Origin of the sequence: Paraburkholderia sp. DD10, from assembly GCF_049177125.1 — a bacterium.
GTDB lineage: Bacteria > Pseudomonadota > Gammaproteobacteria > Burkholderiales > Burkholderiaceae > Paraburkholderia > Paraburkholderia terricola.
Genome location: NZ_CP185392.1, coordinates 2,045,104 through 2,057,270 on the forward strand (window position 1 = coordinate 2,045,104; position 12,167 = coordinate 2,057,270).

Below are 12,167 nucleotides of genomic sequence, written 5' to 3' on the forward strand. Positions count from 1 at the left end.
CCAGCGCCCTATATCGCGTCGCCGCACTCCCCGCGCTCCCCCTGGAACAGTCCCGCTGGGGCAACTGACCGATTCCACCCATAGAGGATCAGTTCCTCGCACGAAGCGGTACTGTCCGCGCCTCCGACCGTGTACCGGATGCCCATCACCATCTCCGCCGATCAGCGTTCCACATCCGGCCCGGCATTGCTCGACCTGCCACTGCGTCCCCGTGCGGGGTGATCCGGCCGCTCCGGTTCGGCATCCCGCCCTCGTTCCGCCGCAGGCCTGTCCCGCTGTACCGGCATGGCGCCAACGAAATACGCCATATCAACCGCCATTGCACGATCTTCGCGTGCACTGGATCTCGCCATCGCGAAGGCCACCTCGCGCCATGCGGCAAACACCCCGCCGTGTGCAACCCAACCGGCCTCGCGCTGCGCATCGGTCGGGACGGCCCGCCAGAAACCTGGCGTCTCGCCGCGCTCCATCATGTGCACGACGGCCGGTTGGGGATAACGTTGTGTAACGCCGCGGGTTCGCCGGGATGTCGCGTTCGCGTCAACACCATGTTCTCGTAGTTGCATGGCAAAGCGCTCACGCCACCGCTGAAGATCCTTGTGACGTGGATTCAACCGGTGCCCGTCCGGCCCCCGCACCTGCACACTCAAATGCACATGTGGATGGGCCTCATCGTCGTGCGCTGCAAAGACATACGCGCGTCCGTCGCCAAACTCGAGCGCTGCAAAGTCACGCGCCGCATCGCGCACGGCCTGCCGGTTCGTTCCCGGCGGCATCGACAGAAGAATATTGAATACCTCGCGACGAGTGCTGGTGTCGGGGATTCCCCATCCGCCGAGCTGCCAGGTTTTCGTGAGGTCACGCAGTGCATCGACGCCGGAAATCGTGTCGCCGTTCTGATCCTCCAGATCGACCTGGCCATTGCGCGAGATATAACGAAGATGCCGACGCACGGCGCCTATGCCTTGCGCACTGGATGCCTTGTTGGTGATCTTGACCATCACCTCCGGGGTACGTTTGAGCGTCCGCGCCAATTGATTACGCATGCGCGCTGCCTCGTCCCGAATGCCCACACGTGAGAGCCGCGATGCCCTCGCGTGCCTGAAGGGCTCTGCAAATAACCGGTCACCCCAGTTCAGAAGCATCGCGTCGATGTAGATTTTCGGGTAAGGCATGTTACCGGCTCCATCGGTCGAGATTGGTACGAATCACGCCTGCGACAGCACGCAGATGCCCGTCAATCTGTTCCCGGATGCCCCCTAACTCGGCCAGGCTCTGGCGTTTAAGTTCCGCGTCACCACCGCGCATAATCTCTCCCAAGGACCGGCTGATGACTGCAAGCTGCAGGTTCGACGCCGATAGCAAATGCATCTCAAGTTCGCCCAACTGCGGCTCCCGCGTCAGTTGCGCACGAATCAGCGCCGCGATCCACCGATTGCAGTTCAGGCCCGACGCCACCGCGCGCTGCTCAACCGCCGTCCGCTCTGCGACGGTCAACCGGATTTCGACACGACTGCGCGACTCTCCGACTATCGGCTGGGCCAGTCCAGATTCGATCGCAATGGAGCGATCGCCAGCCTCTGCGTTGACTGCGGCAGCAATCAACTGCCTCACGCCATCGCCCGCCGTCACGCCACGGCGCGCACACCATGCGTCCCAGCGCGGTCTGACCGCGCCCAGCTCGACGCACAGGCGCTCACGGACTCTCACAGCTCACCCTAACGCGCCGGCATTGATGGCTCGGCCGGCGTCCGGTCGATTTCGCGAGTCGATGCACGCTCAGGAGCAGTGCGCGTCCGACGATCACGTGCCGAAGGCGCCTTGGGATCGAAGACCTTCGGTGTTGGCACCGGAATGCCCTCCTTGTCAAACGCGACCAGCATGCTTGCGGCACGCCGCTGCACACGAGAAATAGAGCGTTCGCTAAAGCCCTGTTCCCGCATCGCAGCGGTCAGGACGGCCAGGTGCAGCACACGCGCCTCATCGGCCGGCTGCGCACGACGACGCTCCGATACGCGCTCTGCGGCGTGCTGTACACGCTGGTCGGCATGCGGTTGAGCCGCATCGCCCGATGACCTGTCGGCTCGTGATGTCGCCTGAGAGACCGCCCGTTCGCGCTGGAGGACATCCACCTGCCACGTGTTCCGGTAGACGTCTTTCCCTTCCTCGCCCACTACGACACCATCGCCATCCAGGATTGGCATCTTGACCCTTACGAGGCGCTTGCCGAGGTTTTCAAGCGTCACCCGCTGTCCAATCTCCGCCTTCGACTCAAGAACGGCACGCTCGAGATCCACGCCCCATACCACATGATCGACGTCCGCCTCATCGCGGAACACTACGTAGTACGACTCGCTCCGTGCAGGATTATGTTGATACGGTGCCCCTCCGTGCTCGCGAAGCTCGCCGACGTACCGTCGTGGCGCGTCGGGTTCGTCATTCGCGGAATTCAGGCTGTCCAGGGCAGACGTCGACGTGGGGTTCCCTTCACGTGCAGGCCCAGCGGGTAATCCGTCATTCGAGGCTGTACGCGCATCAGCCGGGGGCGTTGGCGATAGCGGCGCAGCATGGTGTTCACTCGCACGCCCATTTGAGTCAGCAGCAGCCGTTGGCTCCGCCTCCGGCCCAGCTTCAATGCGAATATTCAGCCGGGCCTGCCGGGCATCCGCAAGGCGGGCCAGATCCGCCGCCTTCGGCCCGTAGCCGTTCACCTCGATCCCGAGCAACGTACCCTGCAGCCACACCTCGCTACGGAATGCCTCGTGCCCCGACACACGGATGCGTCGCCACGACTTGGCATGCACCATATCGACCATCGATTCCACAACGTCCGGCCGGTTGTGCTCGGTAACGAGGTACGGCCCCAAGTCCTCGAAGGCGAGCTGATAAGGCGCCTCCTTCAGGAAATACTGGTTGCCTGCACGCAGATACCGCTTGCGGACACGCTCCGGTGGCTGGTCGAGCGGCACGCGTCCCGTACCGGTATCCTGTCGCGACACATCAGCGACCGCTCGTACTCCAGTTTGCCGCGATGCCCCGGCATCGTCGCGAATCGCCTGGTCTCGCAGCCTTGTCCGCGCCGCATCGAACTCCCGGCGACGTCGCGCCGACACCGCTTCCATTGCAGCCGAATCCAGGGCGTCATCCCGGCCATTGCCGCCTGATGGAGCAGTTGCGCCACTCACGCCCGGCACATACTGCTCGATCACATTGATGACCGGATCGGAATCCTGGGCCGAAGATGTCTGTGCCATGATGCAACCTCATACTGTTCAGCGAAGGTTTTTGCGAATGGGTACCGCGACTGCGATACGCTACCGATCGGGGTCTGCCGCCGGTTCAGGCGACGATGCCTGTTCCTTCGACTTCTCCAGTGCGGCGGCGCGTGCCTCCCTGATTCGCGCCCACGATCTCGCCTGCAGCTGATCGAGCATCGTCTCGAGGTTCGGACTGAAATTCAGTTCACGGGCGGATTTCTTCAGTGACCCTACCGTCCGGTCAAGCAGATCGCGGGCACGGTCCCACGGATAGACTTTCGGCCGATCGCCGTCGTACCCGACCTGCACCTCGGAGCCGTTCAGCCGCGCATTCCCGTCCATCCACTTCAGACGATCGGAAGCAAACTCCATCCGGTCCTTCTGGTGAAACACGACGCTGCGCGTCGCAACTTCCTGGATCAGGTAGTGCTCCGTGTTGAATACCTCTCCACGATACGGGCCGCCGTTCTCGCGCGGCGTTCCCATCCGGAGCGGTGTGCCGAACCGGTGTTCCGCCAACGCCTTCATTTCGTTGGGAACGTCACCCAACCCAAACAATGGCTCGCCAACCGGCGCACGCGTCGCCGCAAACCGTGGTGGATCGGCCGCGGAGGGTACTCTCGCCAGAGACCCGGCGGCTGAAGTTTCAGCAGCCGGAAGTACGGTCGTTGCAGTCGGCCCCGACGCAAGCGGCGCAGCAGATTCCAGCGCCGCCTCTTTGGCCGCGCTTCGTTTCGATGACCGAGGCTGGCTGTCTGCGGCGTCGTCCGCCTGGTTCTCTTTGACGCGGTTCATTTTTCCCTCCTCATTCCGTTCATCACTCTCACCCAATTGCACGCCGGAGATGACGCTCATATCCACCTCCCGCGATCCGTCCACTCTCTTGACGGACTGAAACGCCACTTCACGCAGATGGTCGCCCACGACATCGAAACCCGACAGCACCGCCATGTCGCTGAAATCGTTCGGCATCTTGCCGTCGATGCGCGCATCTTCGGCAAACACCGGCCAGGCCAGATGCGCCATTGCGCCTTCCGCCGCCCGCCGGGCATCCGCTTCACCCCGCCCCAGTTCACCAAGCACAATCAGATCGCTGTCGGGATAGCGCTCGCGCAAGGCCGCGGCCACCTGGCCCAGATTCCCGCTCGAGAGTGCCGCTGCTGCAAACCAGCGCGTCGCGCGGTATGCGGACAGTACCGTCGCCATGCCCTCACCGACCAGGATCGGCACGGATGCTTCGTCCGGCGTCGGCGTCGGCGTCGGCGTCGGCGCCGGCCCGGCCATCCAGGACCCGCCCTTCTTGACGCCCCCCGCCAACGATGATTTCCGGCCGTGCTCATCGATCAGCTCCAGCGTGGAGATCGCATCGATCCAGACCGGCACAATCAGGACGCGCCCCACCAGCGGCTCCTCCTCGCTCATTGGCGCGTACCCAAGGAGCGAGCGCAGCTCCTGCGCATCCAGTTCACGTAAGGTCCCTACCGGATCGAGGTGCTTGCGCGTCAGGTAAGGATGCTGCGGCCCAACTGGACGCGCCCACTGCCAGAGTGCGGCCGCCTCGTGGGCCACTGTGGCATGACGGGCCTGCCTCCGTTCTTCCTCGCGCGCGCGACGCTCGAGTACCTCGGGGGAAGGCACCGGCGCAGTCGCCATCCGGTCCGGGTAGTGCGATCGCTTCAGATCGAAACCGTGCTGGCGCGCGAGCCAGAACAATGATGCAAGGGTCTTGCCGCCCGACGCATCGGCTGAGCGCCACGTGGTCCGCGCTGCGCGCTCGTTGTAGTTACCGGCGGTGCGGCTCCATTCGTCCCAGATCTCGAAGCCCTCATCGCCGAATCCCTGCTTGAGCGCGAACGCCATGTCCACCCACGTCCCGTAATCGTCCGCAGGAATCACCGCCAGCGCTGCGCGTGCGCGCACAGCCTCATCGACATGTGACGCGTTCATTGATCACCTCCCTGAATCGGCACAACATTCGACGGCACGCGCCGCGCAGATGCGCGGCGGGTTCGTGATGGTTCAACCGGGGAAAGCTCCGCCACGTCGAGATCGGCAACCGACAGACGGCGGGTGGTCTTCCCGACCCTTTCGGCGGGCACCCCAAGCAGCATGAAATGGCGCTCCACATACGCCACAGCATCGTCTTCACTGATGTCAGCAAGGCGTGGCGGGAGATCGCGCGGATCCCATGCCTGCAGCACTTCCAGATACTCGGCGGGCGGATTGATGAGCCCAGTGCCTTCCGGATCGATCTCGTCAGTCCGCAAATCGCGCAACCGTCGTTCGACCACCGCGCTGAAGTGCGCCAGATTCATGACTGGCACCGCGGGGGCCGCCATTACGCGCGAAACAAACGCGGGATCGCGCCAGTAGCAGATCTTGTCGGCCAGGATCGGCTTGGTGTTTTCGAGCACGATGATCTCCTTGTCCCGCCCAAGCTCCTTCAGTTCCTGCGGTAGCAGGAGCGGTCGGCGCTGCTCGGAAATGCTTTCGCTCGTTCCGCCCCGCCCCCCGAAGGTCGCACTTGAGCGGCTAACGCTGCGTGACTGGTCGGTAAACGTGCCGAGCATCTCGGAATAGTCGTTCGCGTCCTTCTGCTCGCGTGGCGCATAGAGAATCTGCATCGCGTGGTTCGTGATGAAGGTGCGCGCATCGGCCCGTCCGTAGACCGATTCGAGCTGTGCGATCGACTGGACAATGGACAGCAGACGCAGGTTATAGCCCGCCATGTAAGCAACTGCCCGCGCGATGATGTGGATCTTGCCGATCGCCGTCATCTCGTCGAGCAGGACAAGGCACTGGAATTTCAGTGTGGGATCGGCCTCGGGCAACTGCTTCGTGTTGAGATTGACGAGCTGCGAGAACACGAGATTAACGAGCAGCGCCGCCTCAGACAGATGGTCTGGCGTGATGCCGATATAGACCGACATCCGGCGGCGGCGCACGTCACGCAGATCGAAGTCGTTGGCGCTTGTTGCAGCATCGACGATGGGATTGGCCCAGATCGTCAGTGGCGCGTTGAAGGTTGCGAGAATGCTCGCCAGTACCTTGTCGTCGTTCGACAGGAAACGGTTCAGCGCATCGACGCACGATCCCGTCAGCAGATTGCGATGCTGGACGAGTGCCCGCTGAAGGTAAGCCTTCACCGGCATGCCATTGCCCGATGATTGTCGCAGCACCTCGCCCATCGTCACCGGATAATCGGGAATTGACGGTCCCTTGCCGGCCCGGCGAGCATCATGCCACTCGCACAGCAGCAGCACGATGCCAAGAAACAGGTTCCTCGCCTGGTCCTTCCAGAAATCGTCGTGGCCGCCCGGTGAATAGAGCGCGTATCCGATCGCGAGAATGTCACCCACGCGGAACAGTCCATCCGAGATCGCCGACAGTGGGTTGTAGCGATGCGTGCGACCATCTTCCGCGAACGGGTTGAACAGATAGACGTCCTGCCCGTGCGCACGCCTGAAACCCGCGGTGATGGCGTAGTTTTCCTGCTTGACGTCGAGCACCACCACCGAATCAGGGAAGCTGAGCAGATTAGGGATCACAACGCCGACGCCCTTACCCGAGCGCGCGGGCGCTGCCAGCAGCACGAACTGCTGGCCGGTGAAGCGCAGGTAGCGCCCACGCCACACACCAACAACAATGGCCGGTGTGGAATCGATACTTGCGAGCGTGCTCATAGCAGTCCCGCCTTGCGGATTTCCGCATCGCTGGCAAACCGCGCGCTGCCATAGAGGCGTCGCTGCCCTGACCGTTCCCACAGGACGCGCAGGCCGACGGCCGGGCCACCGAACGCCAGCAATACGCCAAAGAGCGCTGCACCGGCGAGCCGCCGTCCACCGTTCGGCATCACCCCGTCGTGCCAGGCGAGCGCCGCCTCGAGCCAGCCCCACAAGCCGGCACGCAGGGGATTGATCCGCAAGCTCGCGTACAGGAAGAACGATGCCAGCCAGAGTGAGGCTGCAAGCCCTCCCGCCAGGACAGCCAGAGTGACCAACGTAATGGCGGCGGTCCTCACGTGATGGGCTCCAGTCTGACCGGCAACAGACCGGAGAAGATGGGATGCAGGAGAAAGTAAGTTCATCACGACGGCTCTCTCCTACGCAAACGCCGTGTGCGCCTTGCGCACCGGGTTGAACCAGATTTCGGTCATGCCCCAACGCTTGCCGGACTGCTCACCGGCTCCGTTGAGAATCGGCTGCGCTTCCATGTGCGCGACGACATCGATGGTGAGAAACAGCAGGCGCTTCAGCGCGGCATCGTCGTAGGCCGCAGCCTCGGGGTGTTCCTTCGCCATCAGCGCAAATCGCTCGATCGCGATCGCCGCGCTTGAAGCGTGATAGCTCGTAATCGAACCGGCGTGCCCTGTCGTCAGGAGTTTGAGGAAGTCGTACGCTTCGGCACCGCGCAGCTCGGCGAGCAGCACGCGATCGGGACGCATGCGCATCGTGCTCGCGATCAGATCGGCCGGCGTCACGCGCGCGTGGCCGTGACCGCCCTTGCTGTACAGCAGATGCACACAGTTTTCGATGTGCCGGATAAAAAGCTCGCGGACATCCTCGATCGTCACGATGCGCTCGGTCGGCGGGATCGACCGGCACAGGGTTTTCATGAAGCTGGTCTTGCCCGAACCCGTGTTGCCGACGATCACGATATTCAGGCGGCCGGTAACCGCCAGCTCAAAGAACGCACCCCAATCCCGCATCTCCAGGCACTGGATGAGTTTGCGATCTTCGGGGCGCAACACCGGCAACGCCACATCGAGTCCATCCGGGCGATGCCATGCCGTATCGTCGAACAACCCCTCGTCGCGGTATGCATCGAGGGTCCTCTCGCGCGCGGACGGCCGGCGGATCGTAATCGAGACCGTGCGCGGTGGCACAACCGGCGGTACTACGATCTGGATGCGCGCGTCGCCAGGCAGCAGCGCCGAGAGTACGGGATGTTGGGCCGACACCTCCTGGTTCGTCAGCGTGGCGACCGCCACCGCGAACGACATCAGGCGTTCGAAGTCGAGATCGTGGTAGTCGTAGCTGCGCCAGCCACGATGTGTCTCGGTCAGCACGCGCTGCGGCCGGTTGATGACGAGTTCAGTCACATCCGCGTCGTCGAGCAGTGGCGCGAACGGCCGCATCAGCTCCCGAACCGACGCATCGTCAGGCAGGCGCGCCAGCACCGCGTCATATGCTTGATCCGGTCTGTCCGTACGGGTATTCATGGTGCGGACTCCGGCTGTAGCGCATAGACCGACCCGAAATCCAGATCACGTGCGGTCACGATCGTGAACTCCGCGCCCTGGTTCTGCGTCAGCGTCGGCGGGATGTTGATCGTGCTGTCGAGCACGCGCGTGGCCATGTCGTTGCCCTGCTGCTGCGTGTTCGCGTAGACGACTGACCCGTTACTGTTTCCCCCTCGCGTGGCGAGATAGCCGATCGCATCCTGGGTCATGCCGAGCATCAGCGCGGCACCGATGCGTTGCCCCCAGTGGTTATCGATATGGCCATCGATACCCATGCGCCCCAACGCATCAGCTGCCGGTGAATCGATCTCGACCGTTACGCCATTGGGTGTCTTGATGCGGGCGGACAACACGAAGACCCGCTTCTGGCCCGGTGACAGGTTCGAGCGATACTGGCTGTTGATCTGCGAGCCTCGTTCGATCAGTACGACCCGGCCATCGTCGGAATACACGTTCTTCGTCACCGTGCAGGTTGAAATGCCCGCCTCGGTGGAATCGAACGCCGTATCGCCCACACAATCGATCTTGGCGCCTTGCGCGAGCACGAGACTGCGATTCCCCAGCGTCCCGGCACTCACACGTGGCGTCACAAACGGCGTCAGGGCCTGGGCCAACGCGCCGCCTGCCTGATCCATCTTTTGTCCAGACAGCCCAGTTCCACCGGACACAGCGGCCACCGCCGGGGACGCCATACCCGGGACGCCGTCCGCCGCGTCCTGACTGCCCGCACTGCCTGCCGCAAGCAGCGACGCGTCGTAATAGCTGCGGCGCGTCCCAACGGGCATGGCGCCGACCGGCCCCGACGCAATGCCCGGCCCCGGAGCCTGTGCGGGATGCACTGCTATGCCGCTTGCGGCAAGTGGTGCAGAGGCGACGACACCCACCGCAGAGGCAGGACCATCCTTGAACACACGTCCCTGGGCCGACGTATCGGCCACTGCATCGCGGTGCGCCTTCGCATCTGCGTCATGACGCGCAAGGAAACCATGCACAGTCCACACCGCGCCGGCCCCGACCATGAGAACGATCACAATCGGCGTCAGCCACCAGGCACGCGGGCGAGCGCTGCTGTATTGGCCCAGCGCCGGCATGCCGCGATCCATGAACATCCCCGGCGAACCGGTACCGCCCTTTTCCCACCCGGACTGCGCACGATCTGGCGGGCCATCGGGCTCAATCGTATTGCGAGGCGTATCGTCATTCATCGCCGTGCCTCCGCAAGACGCGCTTTACGCCGCTGGCAGTCGTGCCGTCATGGGGCGGGACGCCATCCATGTCGTAAGCGTCGTTCCAGATTCCGACGACTTCGTCCGCGAGCCGCAGCGCGAAGCGCTTCCCAATCTCGTGCACGACGGTCGTGTCGCCCTGCACGTGTTTGTCCACAACGCTCTCCGTACCGTCATCGGCCACCCGGAAAATCGCCGGCATCCGCCGGTTGTTCGGAATGCGCAGATAGGTAAACCGCCCGTCATCCCACGCAGCCGTTGGCGCAATGTCGTCGGAATGCAGCATCACCTCCATCGAGTAGTGGGCATTGCGCACCACGGGCGGCTGTGCGAAACGCTGCTCAACCAGCGCGGCGTCTGACCTGGCGTGTGCCTGAGCCTTCACTTCATCCGGATAGGTGAAAGTCACCCGGTACATCACGTCGTGGTTGCCAAATTTCGCCTTGAGTGGCAGTACCACCAGATCGAAGCTGTAGCTGCGACGGTCGGTACGGATCTCCAGGTTCGAATTGTGTGCAGCAAGCTGTGGCTTCAGGTACACGTCGTGGTCGCCTTTGTTCGCCACCACCTGCCAGCCGTCCCGATCACCAGGTGCAACTACCTGGATCCGTTCGTGTGGGTCGAGCGCGATATGCGTGGCAAAACCCCGTTGAGCCTGAATGCACACGACTTCATCCGCGCGATACACCACCTGTCGCACACGCGAATCATCGGACCAGCCAGGTAAATCGAAAGCGTGCGCGGTGTAGGTGATTAGCAGGCCCGCCAGCATGACGCAGGGAGGAAGCGTTTTCATGGTGCGCCTCCCGCCGTCGAGGCCGGAGCCGAAGAGGCCACCGGCGGCGTATATTCGGGGTCCCGGCTGTATGCCGTCACCTTAAAGCCGAACGGATTGGCGATCGCGACGCTCTCGCGCGTCAATACGGGCGGGCGGTAGGTGTAGGCGAGCGTGATGACGAATCGCTGCGTCGGCTCCGCGTTCGCCACCCCGTTCCTGAACGACGTGCGCTCGATGTGCACGACGGCGTGTCCGGTTTCGTCGGGCGGCAGAGTGGTCGAGAGAATGCGGACGCGCCGCTCGGTGCCCGGCCCCAGTTGCCGGTCCAGCGCATCGGGACCGCCATAGATGCCGCGATAATCGCGCGCGACCACGTCATCGCTCATGACGAGCACGCTGTCGTAATCCATCTGCAGCAGCCCCCAGTCGTACCGCTCGCGCGAACGCACATACGCCTCGACCCAGTGCTTGTCCTGGATATCCTTCGTGTGTACGTGGCGGGCATCGAGCACGTCGATCACCTGGGATTCGCCGCTCAGGCGATCGACCTCAATCGGCAGCGGCACGACGCGATAGAACGGCACCATCATCGCAAGCGCCGTGGCGCTCAGTATGGCGACGCCGACCGCCGCATAGGCGACATGCCATGCGCGCCGCTCGGATCGCTCCTGCAGGTAGGTAAGCGATGCTTCGATATCGAGCACGCGCCCATAGTCGTGTGGCACGCTCACGACCGGGCTCCTGCGCCCGACGACGCGGGCAGATTCCGGGAAGCCGCCGCTGCAGGTGGCGATTTCTCAGATGTCGGCACTTCGGGCATCGGCAGAATGCGGTTGACCGGTACGCGGTGCAGACCATCCGGCAACACGGGTTTCGGTTGCCCGCTGCTGCAGGCGGCAAGACTCCAGGCCAGACACCCCGCGAACGTGACGGACGTGAGCGTAGCCATGGCATTCCTCCTCAGTTCCCGAACGACGCCGGCACCATCTGGTCCTGCAACCGGGCCGTCTTGCCCGCCCGGCTCAGTACCAGTTCGCTCTGCTGCTCGGCGACGAGCTTGTCCTCTGACTCGGCCAGCATCTGGAAGAGCTGCAGCTTCGTCATTTCGTTGCCGACCGCCGTGTTTTCGGCCTGGATGCGCGCCTGCAACTCGGCCACGCCTTTGGGATCCTGCGTCACGTCTATCTGCTGCATCAGGCTCTGGATCTGGTTCAACTCCTGCAGTTCGGTCTGGTACGCCTGAAGGCCGAACGCCTTGTCCTGAAACGGCTTGTTCAGCGCGCGCTGGCACACCTGCAGGTCAATGCCGGACTGGTCCTGACAGTTGTAGAGCTGGCTCGCCGAGCGCAACGTCTGGGCGCTGCCCGTCAAGCCCGCATAGCCACCGTTCTGGATCGCCGTGTAGACGCTCTGCCAGTCAGATGGCAGCGAGTTGGCGACGACCGGATTGCCCAGCAGCGCACCGAAGCCACGCGTGCCGACAGTCGACTGATAGATCTGCATTTCCTGCTGTACTTCCTGCTCGAGCCGGGCAACCGTCGCGATCGCCTGCACCACGTTCTGCGCGTCGAACACCGGAATGCCCTGTGCACGAGCGCCGGAACAGAGCGCCGCCCACACGATCACGGCGCCCGTCAGCCTGGTTCGTCCTGTCATGGCCATCA

The 12,167-nt window shown here is 63.6% G+C and carries 12 protein-coding genes; all 12 read right to left on the reverse strand.

All coding sequences use genetic code 11. From position 1 onward, the window contains the following. Window positions 1-161 precede the first annotated feature (161 nt). On the reverse strand, window positions 162-1,175 hold the full coding sequence (locus ACOCG7_RS09295; protein WP_421375202.1) for a relaxase/mobilization nuclease domain-containing protein: 1,014 nt from the start codon (window positions 1,173-1,175) through the stop codon (window positions 162-164). Window position 1,176: 1 nt separating this feature from the next. Beyond that, window positions 1,177-1,710 carry a plasmid stabilization protein gene (locus ACOCG7_RS09300; protein WP_416448130.1) on the reverse strand — a complete coding sequence of 178 codons (534 nt, stop codon included), beginning with the start codon at window positions 1,708-1,710 and terminating at the stop codon, window positions 1,177-1,179. Window positions 1,711-1,718: 8 nt separating this feature from the next. Continuing rightward, the gene (locus ACOCG7_RS09305; RefSeq protein ID WP_347143749.1) at window positions 1,719-3,254 is read right to left on the reverse strand and encodes an LPD7 domain-containing protein; all 1,536 of its coding nucleotides are present in this window, start codon (window positions 3,252-3,254) and stop codon (window positions 1,719-1,721) included. Between the two features lie 60 nt (window positions 3,255-3,314). Next, the gene (locus tag ACOCG7_RS09310) at window positions 3,315-5,204 is read right to left on the reverse strand and encodes a PriCT-2 domain-containing protein (protein ID WP_421375205.1); all 1,890 of its coding nucleotides are present in this window, start codon (window positions 5,202-5,204) and stop codon (window positions 3,315-3,317) included. Next, window positions 5,201-6,940, reverse strand: a complete 1,740-nt coding sequence (locus ACOCG7_RS09315; protein WP_347143747.1) for a type IV secretory system conjugative DNA transfer family protein — start codon at window positions 6,938-6,940, stop codon at window positions 5,201-5,203. The genes ACOCG7_RS09310 and ACOCG7_RS09315 overlap by 4 nt, the downstream gene beginning before the upstream one ends. Beyond that, complete coding sequence (locus ACOCG7_RS09320; protein WP_421375207.1) at window positions 6,937-7,278, reverse strand: hypothetical protein; 342 nt, start codon at window positions 7,276-7,278, stop codon at window positions 6,937-6,939. Before ACOCG7_RS09320 ends, ACOCG7_RS09315 begins: the two co-directional genes overlap by 4 nt. 81 nt (window positions 7,279-7,359) lie before the next feature. Further along, window positions 7,360-8,478 (reverse strand): P-type DNA transfer ATPase VirB11, encoded by a 1,119-nt coding sequence (gene virB11, locus ACOCG7_RS09325; RefSeq protein ID WP_421375209.1) that lies wholly within the window; start codon window positions 8,476-8,478, stop codon window positions 7,360-7,362. Beyond that, the gene (gene virB10 / locus ACOCG7_RS09330; RefSeq protein ID WP_347143744.1) at window positions 8,475-9,704 is read right to left on the reverse strand and encodes a type IV secretion system protein VirB10; all 1,230 of its coding nucleotides are present in this window, start codon (window positions 9,702-9,704) and stop codon (window positions 8,475-8,477) included. The genes virB11 and virB10 overlap by 4 nt, the downstream gene beginning before the upstream one ends. Then, on the reverse strand, window positions 9,697-10,521 hold the full coding sequence (locus ACOCG7_RS09335; RefSeq protein WP_347143743.1) for a TrbG/VirB9 family P-type conjugative transfer protein: 825 nt from the start codon (window positions 10,519-10,521) through the stop codon (window positions 9,697-9,699). The genes virB10 and ACOCG7_RS09335 overlap by 8 nt, the downstream gene beginning before the upstream one ends. Further along, window positions 10,518-11,234 (reverse strand): type IV secretion system protein, encoded by a 717-nt coding sequence (locus ACOCG7_RS09340; RefSeq protein WP_347143742.1) that lies wholly within the window; start codon window positions 11,232-11,234, stop codon window positions 10,518-10,520. Before ACOCG7_RS09340 ends, ACOCG7_RS09335 begins: the two co-directional genes overlap by 4 nt. Then, window positions 11,231-11,452 (reverse strand): hypothetical protein, encoded by a 222-nt coding sequence (locus tag ACOCG7_RS09345; protein WP_347143741.1) that lies wholly within the window; start codon window positions 11,450-11,452, stop codon window positions 11,231-11,233. The genes ACOCG7_RS09340 and ACOCG7_RS09345 overlap by 4 nt, the downstream gene beginning before the upstream one ends. An 11-nt stretch (window positions 11,453-11,463) precedes the next feature. Further along, window positions 11,464-12,159 carry a P-type DNA transfer protein VirB5 gene (virB5, locus tag ACOCG7_RS09350; RefSeq protein ID WP_347143740.1) on the reverse strand — a complete coding sequence of 232 codons (696 nt, stop codon included), beginning with the start codon at window positions 12,157-12,159 and terminating at the stop codon, window positions 11,464-11,466. Between the last annotated feature and the right edge of the window lie 8 nt (window positions 12,160-12,167).

What these genes read in the sequence shown, in the direction of transcription:
- ACOCG7_RS09310 (WP_421375205.1), bottom strand. Translation starts at nt 5,204, where the DNA reads ATGAACGCGTCACATGTCGATGAGGCTGTGCGCGCACGCGCAGCGCTG.
- ACOCG7_RS09305 (WP_347143749.1), bottom strand. Translation starts at nt 3,254, where the DNA reads ATGGCACAGACATCTTCGGCCCAGGATTCCGATCCGGTCATCAATGTG.
- virB5 (WP_347143740.1), bottom strand. Translation starts at nt 12,159, where the DNA reads ATGACAGGACGAACCAGGCTGACGGGCGCCGTGATCGTGTGGGCGGCG.
- ACOCG7_RS09345 (WP_347143741.1), bottom strand. Translation starts at nt 11,452, where the DNA reads ATGGCTACGCTCACGTCCGTCACGTTCGCGGGGTGTCTGGCCTGGAGT.
- ACOCG7_RS09335 (WP_347143743.1), bottom strand. Translation starts at nt 10,521, where the DNA reads ATGAAAACGCTTCCTCCCTGCGTCATGCTGGCGGGCCTGCTAATCACC.
- virB10 (WP_347143744.1), bottom strand. Translation starts at nt 9,704, where the DNA reads ATGAATGACGATACGCCTCGCAATACGATTGAGCCCGATGGCCCGCCA.
- ACOCG7_RS09315 (WP_347143747.1), bottom strand. Translation starts at nt 6,940, where the DNA reads ATGAGCACGCTCGCAAGTATCGATTCCACACCGGCCATTGTTGTTGGT.
- ACOCG7_RS09295 (WP_421375202.1), bottom strand. Translation starts at nt 1,175, where the DNA reads ATGCCTTACCCGAAAATCTACATCGACGCGATGCTTCTGAACTGGGGT.
- virB11 (WP_421375209.1), bottom strand. Translation starts at nt 8,478, where the DNA reads ATGAATACCCGTACGGACAGACCGGATCAAGCATATGACGCGGTGCTG.